This window comes from Pedobacter antarcticus (assembly GCF_900103515.1).
In the GTDB taxonomy this organism is placed as follows: Bacteria; Bacteroidota; Bacteroidia; order Sphingobacteriales; family Sphingobacteriaceae; genus Pedobacter; species Pedobacter antarcticus.
Map to the genome: position 1 here is coordinate 111,394 of NZ_FNGZ01000005.1, position 24,918 is coordinate 136,311.

Genomic DNA, 24,918 nt, shown 5'->3' on the forward strand with positions numbered 1-24,918 from the left:
TTTTCTTTAAAAGTTTTTTATTTTATGTTTTTAAATTGGTAATCTGCTACTATTCAAAATGTTCCGTCGCTATGTAAAATTTTAGTGTTATAAAAACAAGTTGGGGAATATAGAGTAAAAAAATCGTAAAGTGTGTAAAATTGGGGAATTTTATCCCCTAAATATTTATATTTTCTTGCCGGGCCGATTTATGGTTTTTTGAATTAAAATTCCGGATCCGCAAATGACCGGTGCCAGTATTCCAGGCCCATTCAATTAAAGACAGAATTTTATGTATTTTAGATCAGTTTTATCAGGTTACAGCAAATTGATCGTGATTAATAAATTAATCTCTCAGTAAATAATATATGAATAGTCAGAAAATCTTCAAATCCATTTTAGCACTCTTATTTGTTTGCACATTATTATCATGTAAGTCAGAGGAAGAGGACATCAAAGAAAATAAGTTAGCCTATAGACAGATTAGAATGAAAGACCTGTTTGGTATCAATGCATTTGAATGGGACTTTCTACAGAATCCTCATGGAAATAATGACGGCAATTTTATTTACGAACCTAAAATGGACTTAATGAAGTCTTTCTCCGGTGTGAGGCATTATATGGATTGGGATAAAATTGAAGATAAAGAGGGCGTTTATTCCTTCGATCCGACGACAAAAGGAGGTTGGAATTACGATCTGGTTTACGAGCGTTGTAAGATGGAAGGTATATTTGTTTTAAGTTGTCTTAAAAATGTACCTGACTGGTTATATAAAACGTATCCTCCTGGTCAGCAGGAAGTGGATGTGGTGCCACTAAAGTATGGCGCCAACAGAGAAGATCCAAAGTCCTATAAAGAGGTAGCGAGGGCAATCTTCCAATTCTCAGCCAGATACGGTAGTAATAAGAATATCGATACAAACCTGATTACGTTATTTAAAAAACCAAGATGGACAAATGACCGGGTAAACCATATGAAGGTTGGACTCAATCTGATCAAATATGTCGAATGTAATAATGAGCCTGACAAATGGTGGAAAGGAAAAAAAGCGCAACAGACCGGACGGGAATATGCTGCTAACCTTTCAGCCTTTTATGACGGACATAAAGGAACAATGGGAAAAAATGCAGGAGCTAAAACTGCAGATCCAAATATGAAAGTTGTTATTGGCGGACTTGCCAGGGCAGACGTAAAGTATATCAGGGAAATTGTAGAATGGTGCAAAGAAAATCGTGGCTATAAGCCGGATGGAAGTGTTGATTTATGTTTTGACGTGATTAACTTCCATATGTATTCAAATGATAATACAACATGGTTCGCCAAATTCAAACCCAACAATAAGGGTGTTGCCCCAGAAACTAATGAAAATATGGGGAAAATTGCAGATACGATGGTTTCTTTAGGGGAAGAACTTGGCAATTTAGAAGTCTGGACAACTGAAACCGGGTACGATCTGAATGAGGAAAGTGTACAAAGTGCAAGACCCATTGGTTCGAAATCTATTCTATTAACGCAGGCTGACTGGATCTTGAGAACTTCCTTAATGTACGCCAGACATGGATTGAATCGTGTTTTCTTTTATCAGGCATATGATGCGCATTCTCCTGGTTTCGCAGCTAAAACACCTTTTGAAACATCTGGATTGCTTAATGAAGAGAAAAGACGACCGGCTGCAGATTATATTCTTCAAACTACTAAATTAATGGGAGAGTACATTTACAGCAACACCATAAACAATGACCCCATTGTAGACGTTTATACTTATAAAGGTAAAAATATGTACATACTTGTTGTTCCGGATCAGAATGATAGAAAGGAAAAATACAAGCTAAATCTTAAAGAAGCAAAAACTGCCAGGGTACATTATTTAAAGCCCGGTGCCGATCAGATGGATTATAAGGATTTTCCAACGTCAAATGGCAAGATTGAACTGGAGGTAACAGAAACACCAATTTTTGTAGAAGCTATATAAATATCTAAATTGAAAATAATTGAGGTTTTCCTATTTTCTAATAGCCGAAACCCTCAATTTTATCATTTTTAATGAATGAAGTCAATCTCTGTTATAACCGTCAACTTCCGCCAGCCTGATGTTACTATTGCTTTGCTAGAATCCATTAAGAAGTATTCTTCAGGGTATCCTATTGAGTTAATTGTTGTAGACAATGGTAGTGAACAGGATATCCAGGAAATATTGCAGTCCGCGTATCCCGGAGTCAAGTACATCAGATCGAAGGAAAATATCGGATTCGCAGGCGGAAATAATCTCGGAATAGGAGAGGCAACCGGAGATTACCTTTTATTCTTAAATAACGACACCGAAATTACCGAAAACCTATTTGATGTATTAAGCGCAACTCTGGATGATAATCCGCAGGTCGGAATGGTCTCTCCGCTGATTTTGTATTTTGATCAGCCTGAATTAATTCAATACGCCGGATTCACAGAGATGAACTATAAAACATGCCGTAACCGTGGTATTGGTAGTATGGAGAAAAATGAGGGGCAGTTTGACCAGACAAACAGGGAAACAGCTTATTGTCATGGTGCAGCAATGATGTGCAGAAGAACAGACCTTAATAGTGTAGGATTGATGGAGGAAAACTTTTTCTTGTATTATGAGGAACTCGACTGGTGCGAAAAGTTTAGACGTGCGGGAAAAAGTATCTGGTTTACCGGGCAAACGAAAATATATCATAAAGAATCGGTTAGTGTAGGGAGGGAAAGCAGTATTAAGACTTATTTTATGACCAGAAATCGCTTATTGTTCATCCGTCGTAACACAAGTTTGTTTAATACTGTTATATTCAGTTTTTATTATGTCTTGCTCGCTTGTCCGAAACAAATATTGAAATATACGTTCTCTGGCCGGAAAGATTTGGTCAAATGGGTACTAAAAGGCCTGGCGTGGAACCTGGTTAATGGCAAAAAGAGCAGGAAATTAGGTTATAAATTATAATTCATGGTTTTATTATTCTGGATCAGCATATTCCTGATCGTCTATACTTATGTCGGTTATGGGTTTGTACTATACCTGCTTGTCAAAATAAAGAAGATTTTTAGTAAGCCTTTTTTATTTAGCTCTGATAGTGCTCTCCCCACGGTTACGCTTATTGTGGCGGCTTATAACGAAGAAGATATTATTGAAGAAAAAATTAAGAATACCCTGGAGTTGGATTACCCTGAAGGTTTGATACAACTTGTTTTTATTACAGATGGATCCTCTGATTCTACTGCAGCTAAGGTATCTGGCTATTCTTCAATTGAGCTTTTGCATCAAGACAGCCGTGCTGGCAAGATGGCTGCTATTAAAAGGGCAATTCCTTTTATAAAGGGAGAAATTACGGTATTCACTGATGCAAATACATTTTTAAACAAGGCCGCCATTCTTGAATTGGTTAAGCATTATCAGAATCCTAAAGTCGGGGCTGTTGCCGGGGAAAAAAGAATTCTGGTAGATGATACCGCAGATGCAAGTTCTGCGGGAGAGGGTTTTTATTGGAAGTATGAATCCAAGTTGAAGCAATGGGATTATGAGCTGTATTCTAATGTCGGTGCTGCAGGAGAGTTATTTAGTATTAGAACTGCATTATACGAACCAGTTGAAAGTGATACCATTATTGATGATCATATGATTGCAATGAGAATAGCCGAAAAAGGTTATATTATTGCATACGAACCTTTAGCTTATGCGATGGAGACAGCTTCAGCAGATGTCGCTGAAGAGTTAAAACGGAAGATCCGGATAGCTGCGGGTGGAATACAATCTATTTTCAGGTTAAGGAAATCTGCCAACCCCTTTAATCAGCCCTTATTTACATTTCAGTATATCAGTCACCGTGTTTTAAGATGGACTATCACTCCTTTTCTATTAATTCTTGTTTTTTTTCTAAATATAGTGTTAGTCGTCAATGATGCCGGGCTATTCTACATAGCCTTATTGATCGCTCAGTGCCTGTTTTATTTATTAAGTATAGCCGGAGTATATTTTGAAAGAAAAAACATCAGAATTAAAGCGCTCTTTATTCCCTATTATTTTTGCGTAATGAACTATGCGGTAATTGCAGGAATAAACCGGTACTTCAGAAAGCAGCAAAGTGCTGCCTGGGAGAAATCCAGACGAAAGTAAAATGGCATACTAGAGTTGCCAGAAATAAGTTTTTTTGTCAGAATTATTGGTTGCAAGGCTGAGTATATAATTGTCATTCATCAGATAACTTTCTAAATTAAACCCGTTAGGGGTTCTATATACTCGTGGTGCTATCGTTGAGAAGGTAGCCATATCATCGATCAGTCCTTCTCCCGTAGCTTTCAATACGGCCTCTTTTCTGGTCCATACGGTGAAGAACCGTAGTCGGTCAGTATCTATCCATCGCTGTTCTTCTTCATGGAAATGCTGATCACAGATATCTGAGAAATCAAAATCAGGTTTAATAAATTCAAGATCGATTCCGACAGGCTGCTCACTTACAGCAATAATAATAAAATCTGCTGAACGCGTAAGGTTATACTCCAATCCATCCACGGAAGGTTTGTGTCCTTTATCTTTTTTGAAATTTAGTGCTGATGGCGACGAATTCAGAAAAACAGAAAGAATATTCCTCAGAAAATACCTTGATCTTTTGAAGTTCTCTTTTAAAGAAGGTAAGCGTAATTTACTAAGATGATGTAATTCGCAATCTGAAAGTATCATATCAGCATCTAGTAATTCTTCTCCTGGTCTAGCTATCGCCGGAATGCAGAAAATATGTAAATCCTGACTGAGCTTTTGAATGGGCAAATAGGGACGCCAGGAGTGGCCCGTCAGTTTCTGTAGAGATAAGTCATACATAGGTTTTAAAGTTTGTCCAGCACTCCTTGCAAGATACGCGCAAACCCTTGATCGTTAGGAGAGTATAGGAACGTCCTGTGATCCCCCGGTATTTCATGTACTTCTACTCCTTTTTTTGCAAATTTCGCCCAGCCAAGAAATTTCAGGTCATCCAGAAAATATAATCTTTTGTTAACCCGGAACAAATGAATTTTGAGGTCTGAAGGTTTGAGTCTATATTTTTGATAAGCAATATCATAACTATTCACTATTTCCAATTCTCTCTCATTAAAATGCTTAGTTTCTTCTTCTTTGTTTTTTGAAAGTAATTGCTTAATTCTGGTTTTAGACATATACATCTGATAAGACCAGGCATCTTTAGGGTTTTTAATAAAGGAGCTAATGAAAAATGGTATTTTTCTGAATTGCCGGATGATTTTCTTACTCATCTTAATTCTTAAATTTTCATCTTCATTCGTTGCGTAGGTATCGATTATTCCGAGGAATTTCACCGTTTTTCCCATTCGCTGTAATTGATTTGCGATTTCAAAAACTATTTTACCGCCCATTGAATAGCCTGCAAGACAATAAGGACCATCTGGGTTGTTTTGCAGGATTTCCTCTAGATATTTACTGGCTATTTCTTCATTCGAATACAGAAGCTCCATATCCCGTTTCATCCCCAGGCCCTGAATACCGTATACCGGCTGATCGTCGTCGATATATTTGCTCATGGATGCAAATAATAAAACGTGCAGACCACCACCATGCACAAGATAGATAGGATCTTTTTTGCCTGAGGGTTTAATAGGGACCAAAACATCCCAGGAATGTTCTTCGTTATCGTCGTCACCTCCGGTTTTTTTTGCCAGACTTGAAATTGTGGATGATTCAAAAAGGGTTGATAAAGGCAACCTTTTTCCTGTGACACGCTCTATTTCTACCATGACTTTGACGGCGAGCAATGAATGCCCTCCTAATTCGAAGAAATCATCATCAGGTGAAGGATTAACGAGGCCGAGCACATCAGACCATATCTCAGCAATAACAGCTTCTCTTTTAGTCATTTTTCTAATTGCTGACTGATTTGCTGCTGCTGTTTGCTGTTTTGGTGGTTTTGGTAATGCCTTACGGTCTATCTTATGATTAGGTGTAAGTGGAAACTCTTCCATGATTACAAAATCCTGAGGGATCATATATTCAGGTAAATGATTTCTGAGTTCTTTTTTCCATTCACCAAAAGTATCAGATTCTAGAAGTTCTTTTTCGACCGGAATGACATAAGCAACCATTCGCTGATCTCCCGGAATGTCTTCCCTGGCGATAACAATTGCAGATTTAACCTCATTAATATCATGCAGTACGCTCTCAATTTCACCAGGTTCAATACGAAAGCCTCGTACTTTGATCTGCTGATCTGAACGCCCCATATAGAGGATTTCACCATCAGCCGTGTATTTTCCTAAATCACCAGTCTGGTACATCCTGGAATCAGGAGAGTCACAGAAGGGATCTTTTATAAATCGTTCGGCGGTAAGTTCCGGCTGATTCAGATATCCCAGGCCGACACCATCACCGCCTATATATATTTCGCCGGTAGCTCCTGGTTTAACTGGGTTAAGCTGGGCATTCAGAATATAAAAACGAGTATTTTGAATGGGCTTTCCAATAGTGATCTGTTTGTCTTCTGCAGATAACAGTTTCAGTGATGACCATATTGTTGTTTCAGTAGGGCCGTACATGTTATACACAGATCCAACTTTGGTATGCAGAATTTCTGCGAGTGCTGGAGGAAAAGCTTCACCGCCACAAAGTACTTTAAGTCCAGGGCTTGAATTCCAGCCTGCGTCAATAAGCATTCTCCAGGTTGCTGGCGTCGCTTGCATGAAAGTAATTTCTCTACTGCTTAGCGTTTCCAGTAAACGGCGTCCATCTCTTGAGGTTTCTCTATCGCATAAAATTAACTCGGCGCCGCTGATCAGCGGTAGAAAAAGTTCTAGACCTGCTATATCGAATGAGATGGTCGTGATTGCAAGTAACTTATCGCGGGAGTTCAGGCCCGGATCTTTCTGCATACTCAATAAAAAATTCACCAGATTATAATGCATAATCTGTACTCCTTTGGGCTTACCTGTTGACCCTGATGTGTATAGAACGTAAGCAAGGTCATTACCCGCAACGATTGGGAAATCGCATTCCTGGCCCACATATTCTAAAGAGCTGAAGATTTCAGAGATAGATAATTCGGTTGCTCGAGAATGATACTTTCCTTTGCATAAATCGGAAACAAGCAGGAAATGTGCTTCGGAGTTCTCCAGCATATATTCAATTCTTTCCGCAGGGTATTCCGGATCAAGAGGTAAGTAGGCGGCGCCACATTTCATAATGGACAGCATACAAATTAGCATTTCAATGGATCTTTCTGCTGCGAGACCGGTTATGTCCCCCGAAGTCATTCCTTGTTTTATCAGATATTCAGCAAGTTGGTCAGATTTTAACTTAAGCTCAAAGTAAGATATAGATCTTTCACCGAATGATACGGCAGTTTTATCCGGATAAGTTAAGGCCGTCTGATCGATCAGTGATATCAGAGAGCTTTCCCTTGGGTAAGGTACATCTGTCTTATTCCAAAGACGAATGCTCTCATTCCATGAATTGCTTTTTTCTTCAGTAAGGTCTTTTATTGGAATATCTGGGTTTGCAGTTACTTTCTCTAGCAAATTTTGAAAATCGAACGCCATCCTTTGGATAGTTTCCGGTTTAAAAAGCTGAGTGTTATAGGACCATTCTAAAATATAAACATTGCCTGCCCCTGAAATATTTAAGAATATTTCAAAGGTTTCGTTAGAACGTGGATTCGAAATTAGCTTATAATCCAGTTGATCGAAAACCAAACCTTGGTCCATGCCAAGGTCAATATTAAAAATAACCGGTACCATAGGAATTCTGGAATGATCCCGTTTAATATTCAATTTCTTGATAAGTTGACCATAAGTAAAAAGCTGATGATCGTAGGCATCAAAAAGCTCAGGTCTTCTTTTCTTCAAATAAGCATTGAAGCTCATTTCCGAATCGATAAAGGATCGCAAAGGAAGCAGATTTACGCAGTGACCTACCAGGCCTGTGTTTTCTGTAGCAGCCTGACCAGCGGCCGGAAGACCAACGACGATATCCTGCTGATTTGTTTGCTGAAATAAGAAAACTTCAAATGCATGAAGTAGTGTGCTAACCATGCTAGAGCCATTTTTAGCGCCGGTTTTGCGTATCTGATTTACTAAGTCGGAATTGAGCTGAAAGTCGAACCTTTTAGACTTATAAGTCCTTTGAGACGGCCTGGGGAAATCAGTCTGCAAATCCAGCACGGGTACAGATTCCTGATATTGGTTAAGCCAGAAAGTATTTGTCTGTTCAAATGCGACAGTTTTTTTAAAACTTTCTAGGGTTGATGCATAGGTGCTGATTTGTGGTGGCGCCGGAAGTTCTGCATACCCATTTTTTAAAAGTTGGTTATATAATTTACTAAGGTCATCCAGGATTACACCAGTTGACCAGCCATCGGCAATAATATGGTGCAGGACTACAGTGAACAGAAAGTGTTTCTCTCCAAGTTTATGAAGATGAAAACGATATAGAGGGCCTTCAACTAAAGAAAATACAAAATTCATTTCCTCGACGATGAACTCGTCAATTAAACGGTTTTGTTCTTCAGGTATAGACGACAAGTCTGTAGTTGAAAGAGAGAAATTACCTGGTTGCTGAATAATAAGTACCTCACCATCAGGAGATATGGTTGCACGTAATGCCTCGTGCCTCTCAATTACTTTGCGTAGTGCAGTTTCAAAGTAAGGTGTATTCATTTCACCGCTGAAATCGAGGGAAACAGACTCATTATATGCGCAGTTCGCATCATTACCACCAATCATACAAGATAACCAGATTTCTTTCTGGGGCTCGTTAACAGGGATAATTTTTTCAATCCCATTTTCTTCTTCAAAAGGATTGAAATCAACTGGCTTATAAGTGATATGTTGGCTAGGGTGCGGCATTCTTATTTGGTTTCAATTTGTAAGTATTTTCCAGGAATTTCAGGATTTTCAATAAACCAGGCAGGATTACCATTTTCATCCTTTCCTAATCTTGCACCAGCTACTGGAGGCTGACTTTTGTCTGTCACCTGCACTGGAACACTATTGTTCGGTTCGAGGTATACAGGAATCAATTTAACTGCCAGCAACTCATCGGCGCTTGCTATAAAAGCATTTAATATTTCTTCAATTTCAACAGCAGTATGTGCTTCTGTTAGGAAACAAGGAAAGCCATCCCATATGTGAATTCCTTTGAGTCTCATTAGGCTAAATATCAATTCGCTATACGGATATTCTTCGTGAAATTTAATCTTCCAGAGCGAACCGAATGAAGCTGCGTATACGGGGATATTCTTCTGTTTACAATAAGTATTAACACTCGCGGTTAGACCAGTGGTTAGTTCGTTCAGTTTTTTCTGAAGAGACGGGCCCTGTGCTTTCATGTAGAGCAAGGCTGCTTTTCCTGCGGCAAGTGCCAGTGGATGACGGACAAAAGTGCCCGCAAAATAAGTAACCCCAACTTCCGGGAAAGACTGATCTCCATATTGCCAGAATCCACCGTCCAGGGCATCCATAAACTGTTTTTTTCCTGCTATTGCACCAATTGGCAGTCCTCCGCCAATAACCTTACCATAAGTACCAAGATCGGCATCGATTCCAAAAATGGCCTGAGCACCGCCAGGATGTGCACGGAACCCGGTAATGACCTCATCAAAAATCAGGACAGCACCTGACTTTCTGGTGATCTCGCGTACTTCTTTCAGAAAATCTACAGGTTGGAATTCCGGTCTGCGGCTTTGCACAGGTTCTACTAATACTGCCGCAAGTTCATGAGCACGCTCTCTGATAATCCGGAGGCTCTCAGGGGTGCCATAATCAAGGATCAGCATATTTTGTACAGATTCCGGCATTATACCTGGTGCTGCAGGAAAGCTTTTTAGTTTTTTAGTGCCGCGAACAATAACTTCATCATTGATGCCGTGGTAAGAGCCATTAAATGCAACAATTAAAGAGCGACCAGTTACAGTTCTTGCAATTCTGATAGCACCCAATACCGCTTCAGAACCAGTATTACAAAGTGCAGCCCGGTCAAAGTTGGTAAACTCGCAGATCAAAGAACATACTTCGCCTGCCAGTGCATGTTGCGGACCTATTTCATAACCTTTTTCAATCTGTTCGAGTATTGCTGATTTTAGTACAGGGTGCTGGTAACCCAATAGATTTGATCCAAAACCATTAAGTGCGTCAATATATTCGTTGCCGTCTATATCCCATAAATGACTACCCTTAGATTTATCGGTAACTATGGAGTAAACAATTTCTTTAGTATATGGCTTGAAGCCAGATACCACCCTTGGGTCGGCCATGTGCGTACGGTGCTGCTGGTTATAAGCTTTACTTTGAGGAGTCTTTTCGTTATACCGGCGAATCAGGTCCTTCAGAAAAACGGTTTGTTCTTCAGACATTGCCGCCGCACTTTTTTCAATACGGGCAGTGGCACCAAAAGGTTTTTTAAGTTCCGTTAGTTCCTCAGGAGATAGGTCTGCATTTATACTCATTTTTTCTACCGTGGGAGCAAGTTCTGCCTGTATGAAAACAGGTTGCGTAGCCGGTTGCTGTGGCGTACCCGTAAGCAATTCTACCTGTCTGGATAATAACTGAAGCTGTTGTGCAATAAGACCCAATGCAGTATTTGCAGGCTCGGTTCGAACAGGATTTTGGGTAGCTTGTTGATATACAGGCTGTGGCACTACCGCTTGTGGCGCTTCCGGAGACTGGCTGCTGATATATGCAGCAAGGGAGTCAATAGTTGCATATTCTTCATTTAATTGCCTGAATGTAATTGGCAGTGCGAATTCATTCTTTAAAGTAATGGCGACCTGAGTTAGTAATAGAGAGTCCAGACCAATTTCAATAAAACTCATTTCTGGAGTTACACCTTCCATCTCTATACCAGAAGCATTTTCCAGTATATTTTTTATTTTTTCAATGAAGTTCTGTTTAGGCATGGTGATTTTATCTTTAGGAGATGTCGATACAGGGACTGCGGCGAGCGCCCAATAGTGTTTTTTATGATAGCTGTAGGTAGGCAGTTCAATTCTCTTTACCGGTTGATTTTGGTAAAATTCGTTCCATTCCGGCTGGATGCCAGCAAGCCATATTTTACCCAGGGCCTGGAGAATTGCATTTCTGCCGCCTGATAATTCTTTCTTTTCCAGACTCGCAATTGCCGTAATGCTATTTCTGTCGAGCTGTTGCCAGGCGAGCGTCGTGCAGGTATTTCCAGGACCAGCTTCAAGAAGAACCGGATAGTCTAGTTCTGAGATCGTGTGAAGCGCATCGCTAAACCTGACGGTTTTACGCAGATGTTCTGTCCAGTAGGCAGGATCAGTAGCTTCAGCATCGGTTAAATACTTTCCTGTTACGGTAGAAATAACCGGCTTTCTTGGTTTTTCCAGTTTGATACTGTTGACCAGGGTTTTAAAGTCAACCAATATTGGGTCCATCATGGCAGAATGGAATGCGTGGCTGGTAAATAATTTTTTATGAAGAATAGCATGGGTATCAAGCAGATCTTGAAATTGCTCAATTACCTGGTCGGGACCTGCTATTACGCAAAGCTGCGGGCTATTTACGGCAGCAACAGAGAGAGCGTCGGGCAATAAGCCTACAATGCGATCCAGACCGGTTCTCACACTAAGCATACTTCCGCCGGGAAGTTTCGAAACCATTAACCCGCGGACTGCAATTAAATGCAGTGCGTCCTCCAAGCTCATTATTCCCGCAAAGTGGGCGGCTACATATTCACCGATACTATGACCACATAACATGTCAGGCTTAATTCCCCAGCTAATCCATAAACTGCCAAGAGCATATGAGGTCAGAAACAGGGCAGGCTGGGTATATTGTGTTTGGTTAAGCAATTCCGCAGCATCTGGATAGTCTTCATACAATAGTTTCCTGATATCCAGATCTACCCACTGATTTAAAAGATTGGCACATCTGTCAACAGCGTCCCGGAAGACAGGCTCCGAGGTGTAGAGTTCTTTTCCCATTCCCGGATATTGTGCACCCTGACCGGGAAACATAAAAACTACTTCACCAGGTAATCTTTTAAGCAAATGACTGGTATGTTTTTCTAATTGCTCCTGAAAAGATGTACCGTCAGTTACTATAAATCTGCGATGATTCATGTTTTCCCGCGTTGTCGCAAGTGTATAAGCGGCATCTGATAATAATGTGCCAGTATGCTGATTCAGAAAGTTTTGTAAAGAAAGACCATAGCCATCCAGACTTTCTGCAGACTTTGCAGACCAAATAATTAGCTGCTCCTGCTGAGTACTGTTAACGGCCGTTTCGTCCTCAATCGTAGCTGGCTGAAAACCTTCCAGAAGTACATGGACGTTAGTTCCGCCGACGCCAAATGAACTTACGCCGGCTAAACGGCGCTTATTGTCCGGCCATGGCTGTAAACGATCACAGACATAGAAAGGAGAATCCTGAAGACGAAGTTCCGGATTAGGGGTTTTGAAATTTATAGATGGTGGGATTTCACCATGATACAATGCCAGCGTAGTTTTAATTAAACCAGCTACACCAGCGGCAGCGGTCATGTGTCCCATATTACTTTTGATACTTCCAATTGCGCAATAATTATGTTTTTCCTGCGAACCGAATGCTAGTTTGAGACCTTCGATTTCAATTGGGTCACCAACGGGTGTTGCAGTACCATGCGTTTCGATATAACTGATATCGGATGCATTAATACCAGCATCCTGGATAGCCATCGCAATTGCAGATGCTTGTCCGGTTGTACTGGGCGCAGTAAAACTGCCCTTTTCGCCACCATCATTATTTAAGCCGGTACCTTTAATTATGCCGTATATAGTATCACCATCTCTCAGTGCTGCAGATAATGTTTTTAGCAGTACCACTCCCGCACCGTCGCTGAATACGGTACCAGTAGCATCAGCATCGAAAGAACGGCAATGGCCATCTTTGCTGAGCATTGCACCTTCCTGATATAAATGGCCACTATATGCCGGGGAGGTAATGCTGACACCACCTGCCACGGCAATATCACATTGCTGACGGCGCAAACTATCAACCGCCTGGGCTACGGCGAGTAAAGAAGTCGAGCAGGCTGAAAATACACTTACTGCGGGCCCTTTTAAATTTAGCTGGTAGGCGGTTCTGGATGATATATAATCTTTTTCATTGGCCGTCATGACCTGAAATTCACCAACCTGATTGATGAGTTCGGTCTGACCAGCAATATTATGCGAATAATAACTGTTATTGCCACAACCGGAAAATACGCCTGTGATTCCTGAGTAAACGGCTGGAAGGTGCCCCGTTTTTTCGAGTACATCGCGACTGATTTCTAGAAATATCCGCTGCTGAGGATCCATCAATTCTGCTATCTTTGGACTAATACCGAAGAAAACGGGATCGAATTGAGCCGCATCTCTGATAACCCCACGCGCACGTACATAATTCTCGTCGTTTCGGATTGCGGCAGGAATTGAACGATCGATTTCTTCAGGTGTAAAGAATGAAGTTGTTTCTTTGCCTGCTTTTAAGATATCCCATAGCTCTTCTATTGTATCTGCACCCGGAAACTTACCGGCCATACCAATTATGGCAATGCCCTCGTTAATTTCGGCAGGCCGGGTTTTGCGGAAAGTAAATTTTTTAGTGTTCCGTTCAGGCCTAAGGAAATCCGCAATTTGAGTCACAGTAGGAAATTGGTAGAGCTTAGTGATCGGGAGGATAATCGCATGGATATTTCTAAGCTGCGTAACCGTTTTTAACGCCAACAGACTATTCCCGCCCAGTTCAAAAAAATTATCGTTTACACCAACCTCGTTAATCTCCAGTACGTTGCTCCAGATCGATGTAATTTGTTTTTCAAGCGTACTTTTAGCCGGACTGAATGGAATGGAAAGATCAGGCCTTTTTCCCTCGGGTAATGGTAAGTTTTTTTTATCAATTTTACCGCTTGTTGTTTTTGGAAACTCCTTCATCCAGGTAAATACAGAGGGAACCATATAATCCGGCATGTCTGCTTCCAGTTTTGTGCGGAGTTGTGTTGTCGTAATTTCGGTATTGCCTGCGATCATATAGGCCAGTAACCGTTGTTGATCAGCAAATTCCTGGTTAATGACTACAGCCTGTTTAATTCCTGGAATATGATTCATCCGTACTTCAATTTCGCCCAACTCGATCCGATATCCACGAATTTTTACCTGATCATCCTTTCTTCCAAGAAATTCAATAGTGCCATCCGGTAAAGTCTGGGCTATATCACCCGTACGATAGACCAGTTTTTCATTTCCGGGAAGACGGATAAATTTTTCTGCGGTAAGATCGGGCTGATTTAAATAACCACTGGCCAGGCTTAACCCGGCAATAGCCAGTTCTCCGGTATTTCCTGGTTCAAGGGGGTTCAGATTTTCATCCAGGATCAGGATCTCTGTATTGTTGATTGGAGTTCCAATGTTCGGTAGTGCCGGCCAGACATCAGGGCTGCCTTCTAGTTTGAGTTGGGTAACTACATGACATTCCGTAGGACCGTACTGGTTGTACAATTTACATTCAGGCAGGTGCTCGAAAAAAGTTTTAACCTGAGGTGTTATTTTTAGTTGTTCGCCGGCGGTTATCACTTCACGAAGGCTGGCAGGAAATACATTGGATCCCACTGCGGCTTCAGCTAGAAACTGTAGTGCGACAAAAGGAAGAAAAATACGTTCAATCTTATGTTCAGCTATGAAATTGAGCAGATTGTGAGGATCTAAGCGCAAGTCGTCACTAATCAGATATAAAACTCCTCCGGTGGTTAAGGTAGACCAGATCTCCTGAAAGGATACATCAAAACTCAGCGGTGCAAATTGTAAGGTGCGGCTTTCTGGTCCGGCGAGTGATTCTATATTTTGCCATTCTAAAAGGTTCACCATCGCAATTTGGGTCATATAAACACCTTTAGGCTTACCGGTAGAACCAGAAGTATAAAGAACATAAACATGTGTGCCTTTTACAGGAGTATTAAGCGCTGATCCAGAACCTTTGTCCTGTTTAAGGCAGCTTAGATTCAATGTATTATATAATGATATTTCATTTTCCGGACAAATACAGAATTTTACTCCGGAGCTCTCTTTCATCTCATTTAATCGCTGTTCTGGATAGGATGGATCCAATGGTAGATAAGCTTTTCCAGATTTGATTATGGCTAATACGGCAATAATCATCTCCGCGGAACGCGTTGTACTCAAAGCGATAAGCTCCTCGTCCGGAGCTTGCTCAAGTATACTTGCAGCTAAAATGGATATGCTTTCCGAGAGCGCTGAATACGTTATTTTCCCACTTTCGGATACGATTGCGGTGTGCTGAGGAAAATTAATGGAAGTTTCTTCAAAAAGGTTATAGATGCCTTGGTGTTCCAGTGCAGCAGAATGATCATTTTTGTGTATGTTTTCCATGATTCTAAAACTAATAACCTTGCATGATCTGTGCCGCAGATAATATTTTATTTCCAGATGCTCAACTATATTTAAATATAACGAGGAAGTCAAAAAGGTGTAACTGGAGTTACGAAAACACAATTACTGTCAATATTGATTGATATTCTGTCATTTAAGCTTTAATATCTTGATTCGGCTAATGCAAATTACTCATAATATTCAGACAAACATGGGCTTAGTGTAACGAAATTGTGATATAATATCTGCGTTATTATTAATAGCAGGAAATGTTTCCTTTAATCACATACTGATGAATTTTAATTTTTGTGAATTATCTTACGCAGTATGGGAATATTACTGTACGGAAAAGCCCTTCAAATAAGTAATTTAGCTTATGTTTTTTATGAAAGTCTATTCCCGGTATAAAATTTGGGATTTGACGATTTAAACTTTGATCTTTAACTATGAATTATCTTGATCTTCTTGAACAGGTGAGGGCACATGTTTCAGGCCTATTTCTGAGCAGTACCGACAAACGATTAATCTATCATAACCTGGAACACACAGCGCAGGTGGTAGATGCCGCGACCCGTATAGCCGGTTTCTACCGGTTGTCAGATCAGGACTTCTTTATTGTCAGTACCGCAGCGTGGTTTCATGATACGGGATATCTGACTGCTGTGACCGGGCATGAAGCCCTTGGAGCTGAGCGTGCCCGGGAATTTTTGGCAGGAAAGGATGTCCCCGAAGATGTTCAACAGGCCGTATCGGGCTGTATTATGGCTACAATGATGCCTCAGAAACCGGCTAATCTCAATGAGCAGATCGTTTGCGATGCAGATTTGTTTCATCTGGGAGATCAGAACTTCAGAGAACGAAATAAGCTGATGCGGAAAGAATCCGAAGCCTTTTTAGGTAAGGAGATTTCCAAGGACGACTGGAAGGTTAAAACAATTGCATTACTGGAAGCTCATCAATATCATACTTCCTATGCTAAAGAGCAACAGGGCCCGGGAGAACAAAGTAATCTCGAAGAACTGAAGACCAGACTTGCTGCGGTAAAACAGGAAGTTTTACCTGTGGAAGAAAAGTTGGAGGTTGAACCGGAAAAACACAAGCAAAAAAAGAAAAATCAAGAGAGCAGGCCGGATAAAGGGATAGAAACCATGTTCAGAATTACTGCTGGTAATCAGCAGAGGTTGAGTGATATGGCAGATAATAAGGCCCACATTATGATCTCTACCAATTCTATTATTTTATCAGTTGTACTCAGTTTGTTATTGCGTAAACTGGAAGATAACCCTCATTTGATTATTCCCACCCTCATTCTACTGATCATTTGTGTGGTCACGATGGTTTTCTCGATTCTGGCAACTAGGCCATCATTACCACATGGGACCTTTAGTATTCAGGATATCAGGGATAAAAAAGCGAATCTTCTCTTCTTCGGGAATTTTTACCGCATGCCTTTGCCTGATTACGAGGCTGGTATGGAGCAGATGATGGAAGATCGTGATTTCTTATATGGGAGCTTAATAAGGGATTTATATTCACAAGGAGTAGTTTTAGGTAGAAAATATCAACTACTTCGTATTGCTTACAGCGTTTTTATGTTTGGAATAATTGCCTCAGTGCTGGCATTTATGATCGCAATTGCTATCGTAACGCTTTAATATGAATAGTTATACCTTTTTCAATCGTGATTTAAGCTGGCTTACTTTTAATGAGCGGGTATTAATGGAAGCGGAGAATACAGAAATCCCTTTAATGGAGCGTATCCGGTTTCTTTCGATCTATTCATCCAATCTGGATGAATTTTATCGTGTCCGGATGCCTGTTTTAATGTCTGTCGATGTGAATGATGACAGGCAGGGGATGCATAATACTTATACAAATGCCCAGTATGTTATTAATGTACAACAAGAAAGATTTGGCAGGTTGCTTCAGAATCAGATTATTCCTGCCCTTGCGGCAAGACATATCACTTTAATTTATAAACAGGAAATTCCTGAAGAAATTAAACAAGCTGTATCAGATGTATTTTTTAATAATATTCTTGGTTATCTTCGTTTGTATCAGGTAGACCGTCAATCCTTTTTTGCTGAAAATAACAAACTATATCAGGCCGTAGTTTTGGAAAACAAAGCCGGAAAGGAGCAAATGGAATTTATAGCTATTCCATCGTCTCAATTACCCAGATTTTATTCATTCAACACGGAAACACAACAATTTATCGTCTTTCTGGAAGATATTATTTGTACACATAGCGCTTACTTATTCCCGGATCAGAAAATTACCGGTATATATCAGGTGAAAATTACCCGCGATGCAGAGTTACACCTTGATGAAGGTACAGATGAAGAAAATATCGTTCAGTTTGAACATTTGCTCAAACAGCGGGATTTAGGACCGGCAACACGCTTTCTCATTCAACCTGAAATTCCTTTGAGGTATATTTATACCATGGCATCCATGCTGAAATTAAGTAGAGCTGCAATCATTCAGGGCGGTTTCTATCACCACCTCCGGGATCTGGATTCTATTCCCGTAAAACAGGAGATGTTTTCTTATCCGAAATTGAGCCCGGTCAGGGCAGTTTTTCTCAGACCGTCTGAAACACTTTTTGACTTGATTAATCAAAAAGACCAGTTGGTTAATGTTCCGTATCAGCAGTATGATCCTATTCTACGCTTTTTCAATGAAGCCGCACATGATTCTTTTACAGAAGAAATTTACGTAACCCTGTACCGGGTTGCTGCGCAATCCAGAATTGTGACAGCATTGATTACAGCAGCGCAGAATGGAAAAAAAGTTACCGTGATGGTCGAATTGAAGGCTAGATTTGATGAGGCTAACAATTTGAAATGGGCTACTGAAATGAAAGCAGCCGGCGTGCGTATCTTATATAGTAATGCTGCCCTGAAGGTTCATGCTAAAGTCGCGTTGGTTAGAAGGCGTATAAATGGAGGGCAACAATATCTTGGATTACTAGCTACCGGTAATCTGAACGAATCTACGGCTAAGTTTTATACAGATCATGTGCTCATGACAGCCAGACAACCGATGCTTATAGAATTGCAGCAGCTTTTTGGTTATCTGAGAAAGAAGAAAAAAAGACCCGCGCTGGAAGATCAGATCACTTTTAATAAGTTGCTGGTCGCAGGTTTTAATCTTTTACCCGGTTTTATTACATTGATAGATAGAGAAATAGCTTATGCTCAAGCAGGGAGGGAAGCATCTCTTATTATTAAAATGAACAATCTTGAAGAGCGCGTCCTGATTTCTAAATTATATGAAGCTTCACAGGCCGGGGTGAAAATTCAGCTGATAATACGTAGTATTTGCTGTTTGATTCCAGGAATAAAAGGGCAAAGCGAAAACATCACTGTAACCAGGATTGTTGGAAGGTATCTGGAACATGGCCGGTTATTTCTTTTTCAAGATGCAGGCAGGCAAGAATTATTTATGGGATCATCAGATTGGATGAACAGGAATATTTATAGCAGAATAGAGGTTTGTTTTCCTGTTGAAGACCCGGATTTAAAAGCGGAACTAATCACTTTACTCAATTTACAGTTAAAAGATAATGTTCAGGCGGTCCGGCTCAATGCCCGAATGGAACAAATTCGGGTGGATGGAAACGGACAGCATCATTCACAGGAAGAAATTTACCAGTTTTTAAAGACCGGCAGCACCTAACATTAAACTAAGAAAATGAGATATTTATCAAACAAAATTTATTTACTTCCGGTCTTTTTAGTGCTGATTTTTTTCGCCTGTAAATCTTCCCGTCCTGACTTTACCAGTCCTGCCGGGTACGATTTTAAGAATCCCGAAAAATTTATAATGCCAGATAATTTACTGGAGATTTCAGGAATAGCATTTTATAAGGATAAAAATGATACCATTTATTCAATACAGGATGAAGACGGTCGTTTATTTCGTCAGGCTTGGGGGAAAAAGAAGCAACTGCACACTACATTCGGTAAAAAAGGCGACTATGAAGATCTGGCTATCCTGAAAGAAACAGTACTGGTTCTAAACAGTAATGGAGAGATTACTGCTTTTCCTTTTTCACAAGCAACCACACAAAAGGTGCAAAGTCCTAAAATCTTTAAAAAGATACTTCCTAAAGGCGAATATGAAAGTATTTATGCTTCGCAGCAGACAGGCCAGGTATTTCTGATTTGTAAAAATTGTAAAGAAGACAAGAAACATGGTGAGTTATCTGGTTCCATCTTTACTTTTGATCAGGCTAAACAGGAATTGATCCCTTCAGGAGAAATTAATATGGATTTGTCGGCGCTGATCAGCTCAGGACAGATTTTAAAAACCGGTCTGAAAACATCAGCTTTGGCCAGAGATGAACACACCGGAGAGTGGTATATTCTTTCTTCTGTTAACAAGTTGCTGGTTATTGCAAGTCCGGACTGGAAAATTAAAAGTACACACAGATTAAATTCTTCTACTTTTAACCAGCCAGAAGGGATAGCTTTTGACAAAGAAAGGAACCTGTATATATCAAATGAAGGAGATGAACTCAGCTCCGGAAACATTCTGAAGTTTAAACGTAAATCCTGATGGCAGAGAATCTAAATAACGATAAGATGCAGTCCATAAAATTAGACCTCAGTAAATATATCTGTGGCAGTGAAAATAGTGAATTGGGGGCAGACATCAAATTTTCGATGAAACCATTCGTCGATTTTCTGACTGCGAAGTCCAATGAAGATACATCGGCCAGGAAAAATATATATGCTTATGTTTTGCAGGAATTTGCTGCCTTTCCGGAGCTCGAAAATAATATTGAAGAAGAAAATACAGCACGTTACGCTAAACTTTTTGATTTAATCCATACCCTTGTATCTCCTCTGCTTCAGCGGGAAGGACAACAGTTATGGGCAATCAGTAAACCTGTTTGCCCTTGTTTTTATTACGGCAGCGATGCTTTTTACAGTGTTCTGTTAGATAAAAAGAAACACCATATCAACCAAAACCTAAGTTTACCATCGACCGGTGAGATGGAAAGAAGTATGCTTGGCAATTTCTATAATCTTATTCTGCAGGAATTTTACCAGTTTTCATTAAATCTGGAGCAGCATATAGTTCATTCTGTTCTTGATCTGGAAACTAATTTGCTGAAATATTACCGGTTGGACGTAGACAGCAGGTTTTTAAAGATCCGCGCACAGCAAGCCTTACCGGAGCTATCACTCGATGTTGTGAAGAAGTTTTTAGATGGTGAAGAAGATTATCTGAAGATTCTGAAGGACGTATTACCCCCCGAAATGTTTACAATTGAAGGGATGTCAATCGTAACTCTAACCGATGCCACGGCTGAATATGCACTCGAATCCGTTAAGAGTACAATTATATCTCACAATCAATGTAAATCCGGTTGGGATTTTCCGGCAATTCATATGGCCTTAAAGGCATTAGTCTGCAATAACCAGCTTGAGTTTAGTTTACTTCCTTTTCTAAAACTAAATCAAAAATCCCTTTTATTTGATCACGACGGATTTCATAGCGTCCTGATCAAACTTGCAAAGGAATCGAGGATGCTTGCTGCGGAATATGATAACCTGATCGAAAAATTTCTGCAGCAGCCTAAACGGATTATTTATCCGGAGATCAATGAAGAGGTCTGTGCGGAAATACCAATGTTGAGGTTATTGCTCGATAATGGTATTAAATCCTTTGCATTATACCCATTATATTATAACGGCAAAATTGTAGGTTGTCTGGAAATGTACAGCAGATCATTTGGGGCATTTAATCCACAAACGATTTCTTCAATAGAGTTTGCTTTTCCTTTATTAGCGCAACTTTATCAGAATATTATCATGGATTTCAACAATGAGATTTCCGCGATTATTACCGATCAGTTCACCGCTATTCAGCCTTCAGTCCAGTGGAGGTTTATTGAAGCTGCTTATAATTACCTCAAATCGGGTAGTTTGGAGAAAAAGTTGCAGATAGAACCAGTTAATTTCAAAGACGTACATCCTTTTTATGGGGCGGTAGATATCAGGAATTCCAGCATCCAGCGTAACCTGATGATAAGAAAAGATCTCTTTGATCATTTCCGCTTACTGGAGTCAACCTTAGCGCAACTGCAGCCCGTGCTTTGCGGATCATTAACTGAAGTGCTGGGTAAAAAACTGAGTGTATGGGATGAACAACATTTTAGTGAACTGTCGGATATGGAAGTCATGAAAACTGATGACTACCTGCGCAGACAGCTTCCTGTTCATTTGGAAGTACTGAAAGAGCAGCACCCCGAAACGAAGACCGTTATTGACAGATATTTGGCTGACAGTAAGAGCGGTGGAAAGGTTTTTATAAACCGCGATCGATATGAACTGAGTATGCAGATGATTAATCATGCAGTCTCAAGGCAGCTCGATGAATTTAACCAGACGATACAAGATTTATACCCCTGCTATTTCGAGAAATTCAGAACTGATGGAGTGGAATTTGATATCTATTTGGGACAGTCAATTGCACCTGGTACGCCTTTTCCAGATTTTATGGTTTCAGTTTTCCGGTATCAGCAATTGCGGGTAATCGCTGAGATAGCACATATTACTGCTAATTTACACAGTCATCTGCCACTTCCGCTAGAAACAACACAATTAATATTTGTATATGGAAAACAGCTGGATATAAGTTTCCGGCTGGATGAACAACGCTTCGATGTTGAGGGCAGCTATAATATCCGCTATCAGATGGTGAAAAAAAGAATTGATAAAGCGAATATTAAAGGCACAACAGAAAGATTAACCCAGCCCGGAAAAATAGCTATCGTATATTTTAATCAGTCTGAAGCCCATGAATATCTGAAGCATATCCGTAGATTACAGACAGAAGAGCTGCTTTCGGGCGAAATAGAATATTTAGAAGTTGAAGAATTACAAGGCGTTGAAGGACTAAAAGCACTTAGAGTAAGCATTAGTCAAAATCCTTTATAAAAACATTACCATATCTCTCATGATACTTAAAACCAGCATATCCGCTGTTCTTACCGGCGTTATACTCAGTCTTTCCGTAAATGTGCTGGCACAAACGACGGCAGTAAGAGATTCGGTTACAATGCCCATTGCTTCCGGTTATGACACAGTTTCCAGTGCCCATCGTTTCTTTTTTGGAGAAGGCTACAGGAAGTTATGGGCAGAGCCGGTCAAGGTGCGGGTGATGGATATGCAGACAGAACGGGGGGGAATGAAAATTCTTCAGCTTGGCGGAGGAATGGAAACCAGGTCATTGCGCCTCGCAGATGCCTCTGGCAAAGAGTGGGCATTACGTACAGTACAGAAATATCCCGAGAGAAAATTGCCTGATAACCTGAAAGCGACGATCGTTAAGGACATTGTCCAGGATCAGATTGCCACTACCCATCCTTTTTCGGCTTTGGTGGTTCCTCCATTGGCAGATGCGCTGAATATTCCCCATGCAAATCCAGAACTTGTCTACGTAGGGGACGACCCAGGTCTGGGAATCTATCAAAAGGAATTTTCAAATGCTGTGTACCTTTTGGAAGAACGTTCTCCTGAAGGTCTGAGAAAAAGTGATAATACTTTAAAAGTATATAGAAAATTACAGGAAGACAACGATACCTATCTGGATCAGAAGCTTGTGCTAAGATCACGTTTGCTGGATTTCATTCTCGGTGATTACGATAAACACGACGATAACTGGCGATGGATAAGGGAAGACGACGAGAAAAAAGATATCAAGACTTATATTCCAGTACCCAGGGACAGGGACAAAGTATTCTACAAGACTTCAGGACTTTTGCCCTGGATTTTATCGCATCAGTGGCTGAAAGCAAATATTCAGCCTTACGAGCCGGAGATCAGGGCCGTAGACCAATGGAATATTTACCAGCGGCATTTTGACCGGTACTTTCTAAATGGGCTGGATGAGAAAGATTGGAGAAAAGCAGTTAAAGAAGTTCAGGATATAATTACCCCGGAACTACTTGAAAAGGCATTCCGCAGGATGCCGGAAAATATCTACAATATCAATGGAGATGAAACCTTAAGGATTGCTATAGCCAGAACTAAGAATCTGGATAAGAGCGCACTGGATTATTATCGGCTACCTCTCCCGTACCGTTGATATTCCTGCTACAGACAAAAAAGAACTGATCGAGCTGGAAAAGAAAGCAGGTGGCGAGGTTAAATTGACCATGCATAATATTAAGAAAAATGGCGATGCGGGAAGAAAACTTTACCAGCGCACATTTGAACCCGGTATTACCAAGGAGATAAGAGTATATGGTATGGCGGGTGAAGATCAATTCAGGCTCACTGGTACTGAATCTTCGCCAATTGTCGTACGTATGATTGGCGGAGATGATCAGGATAGTTTCGAGATTGATCCTAAAGCAAAAAACAGGGGTAAAACATATATCTATGACCGATCCGATGAGACTAATAATATCCCATCATCGAGTCTGGCCAAATTAAGATTAGCCAAAGATACAGCTGTTAACTCCTATAACAAAAATAGCTATGAGTTTGACCGTTTCGGTCCGCTCGTACATCTGAATTATAATATAGACCAGGGAATACAGCCCGGTGTTGGGCTATTACTGGAAAAACAAGGTTTCAGAAGAACCCCATATGCGCAGAAGCAGGAGTTCTGGATCGATTACTCCACCGGACGAAAATCATTTATCCTGAGTTATGCCGGAGACTTCAAGAAAATTATAGGTAATACCAGTTTTAAAATTAATGCAAATCTGCTGGGTCCGAATAATCTGAGTAATTTCTTTGGTTTAGGTAATGAAACAGCATTTATCAAAGATGAGCCCAAAGGAATGTCCTATTACCGGAACCGCTATGATTATTTTCAGTCAGACTTTCAGTTTTATCAGCAGATCAGTAAATGGACTATCGGTGGCGGACCGGCTTTCTCTTACTATACCAGCAGTGAAAGTGCTAACGATAATAGGTTCCTCAACGAATTTAATCAGCAGCATCCTGAAATGAATGTCTTTTCTGACAGGGCTTTTGCAGGTTTATTGGCAGAAGTACGGTATGACTCCAGAGATCAGGTTGCAGTACCAACCAAAGGAATGTATTGGAATACCCGTATTTCTGGTATGCAGGAACTCAATAACGGCAATGACCGCATGGGTAAAATACAGACAGAGTTCAGATATTATGCAAATCCAGGAAAAGGAGGTGTGGTTATAGCAAATCGTCTAGGTGGGGGAACTACCTTCGGAGATCCACAGTATTTTCAGTTGATGCAGCTGGGTGGCGTGCATAACCTGCGAGGGTTTCATACCGGAAGATTCAGTGGTAAAACTATGGTATATGAGAACCTGGATCTAAGAGTTAAACTGTTCAATTTCACCTCTTATATAGTTCCGGGTTCGGTCGGATTGCTAGCCTTTAACGACATAGGCAGAGTATGGTATGGCGGTGAGTCCTCTGATCAGTGGCACTATGGATATGGGGGTGGGCTTTATGTAGTACCTGCAGAGATGATCCTTATTCAGGCAGCAGTAGGCTTCTCGAAAGAGAGTACAATGCCGTATATTTCAGTAGGTTTTAACTTTTAGATAAAAGG

At 40.5% G+C, this 24,918-nt stretch carries 12 protein-coding genes; 9 read left to right on the forward strand and 3 right to left on the reverse strand.

Annotated features, from left to right (window positions below; all coding sequences use genetic code 11):
• Nucleotides 1–347 precede the first annotated feature (347 nt).
• The 3 genes from BLR53_RS12110 to BLR53_RS12120 all read left to right on the forward strand — a co-directional run bounded on the left by BLR53_RS12110 (nt 348) and on the right by BLR53_RS12120 (nt 4,109).
• Entirely contained in the window at nt 348–1,952 is a 1,605-nt protein-coding gene (locus BLR53_RS12110; protein ID WP_074589994.1) for a hypothetical protein, read from the forward strand.
• Nucleotides 1,953–2,027: 75 nt separating this feature from the next.
• Complete coding sequence (locus tag BLR53_RS12115; RefSeq protein WP_074589996.1) at nt 2,028–2,939, forward strand: glycosyltransferase family 2 protein; 912 nt, start codon at nt 2,028–2,030, stop codon at nt 2,937–2,939.
• Nucleotides 2,940–2,942: 3 nt separating this feature from the next.
• Nucleotides 2,943–4,109 carry a glycosyltransferase family 2 protein gene (locus BLR53_RS12120; RefSeq protein ID WP_074589998.1) on the forward strand — a complete coding sequence of 389 codons (1,167 nt, stop codon included), beginning with the start codon at nt 2,943–2,945 and terminating at the stop codon, nt 4,107–4,109.
• Between the two features lie 9 nt (nt 4,110–4,118).
• Here BLR53_RS12120 and BLR53_RS12125 read toward each other — a convergent pair whose 3' ends face one another.
• The 3 genes from BLR53_RS12125 to BLR53_RS12135 are packed head-to-tail and all read right to left on the reverse strand — an operon-like array spanning nt 4,119 to nt 15,354.
• Nucleotides 4,119–4,811, reverse strand: coding sequence for a 4'-phosphopantetheinyl transferase family protein (locus tag BLR53_RS12125; RefSeq protein WP_074590000.1), 693 nt, complete (start codon nt 4,809–4,811; stop codon nt 4,119–4,121).
• Nucleotides 4,812–4,816: 5 nt separating this feature from the next.
• Nucleotides 4,817–8,836: a non-ribosomal peptide synthetase gene (locus BLR53_RS12130; protein ID WP_074590002.1), complete on the reverse strand. Its 4,020-nt coding sequence runs from the start codon at nt 8,834–8,836 to the stop codon at nt 4,817–4,819.
• Between the two features lie 2 nt (nt 8,837–8,838).
• Nucleotides 8,839–15,354 (reverse strand): type I polyketide synthase, encoded by a 6,516-nt coding sequence (locus BLR53_RS12135; RefSeq protein ID WP_074590004.1) that lies wholly within the window; start codon nt 15,352–15,354, stop codon nt 8,839–8,841.
• A 446-nt stretch (nt 15,355–15,800) separates the two neighbouring features.
• Between BLR53_RS12135 and BLR53_RS12140 the strand changes: the two genes are divergently transcribed.
• The 6 genes from BLR53_RS12140 (at nt 15,801) to BLR53_RS20185 (ending at nt 24,910) form a co-directional block, all read left to right on the forward strand.
• Nucleotides 15,801–17,009 (forward strand): Pycsar system effector family protein, encoded by a 1,209-nt coding sequence (locus tag BLR53_RS12140; RefSeq protein WP_074590006.1) that lies wholly within the window; start codon nt 15,801–15,803, stop codon nt 17,007–17,009.
• A 1-nt stretch (nt 17,010) separates the two neighbouring features.
• On the forward strand, nt 17,011–19,035 hold the full coding sequence (gene ppk1, locus BLR53_RS12145; RefSeq protein ID WP_074590008.1) for a polyphosphate kinase 1: 2,025 nt from the start codon (nt 17,011–17,013) through the stop codon (nt 19,033–19,035).
• A 15-nt stretch (nt 19,036–19,050) separates the two neighbouring features.
• Nucleotides 19,051–19,917 carry an SdiA-regulated domain-containing protein gene (locus BLR53_RS12150; protein WP_074590010.1) on the forward strand — a complete coding sequence of 289 codons (867 nt, stop codon included), beginning with the start codon at nt 19,051–19,053 and terminating at the stop codon, nt 19,915–19,917.
• The gene (locus BLR53_RS12155) at nt 19,917–22,307 is read left to right on the forward strand and encodes a GAF domain-containing protein (RefSeq protein ID WP_244889502.1); all 2,391 of its coding nucleotides are present in this window, start codon (nt 19,917–19,919) and stop codon (nt 22,305–22,307) included. Before BLR53_RS12150 ends, BLR53_RS12155 begins: the two co-directional genes overlap by 1 nt.
• A gap of 19 nt (nt 22,308–22,326) precedes the next feature.
• On the forward strand, nt 22,327–23,457 hold the full coding sequence (locus tag BLR53_RS20180) for a hypothetical protein (protein ID WP_244889504.1): 1,131 nt from the start codon (nt 22,327–22,329) through the stop codon (nt 23,455–23,457).
• 70 nt (nt 23,458–23,527) lie between these two features.
• Entirely contained in the window at nt 23,528–24,910 is a 1,383-nt protein-coding gene (locus BLR53_RS20185; protein WP_244889505.1) for a BamA/TamA family outer membrane protein, read from the forward strand.
• The last annotated feature ends 8 nt before the right edge of the window (nt 24,911–24,918 follow it).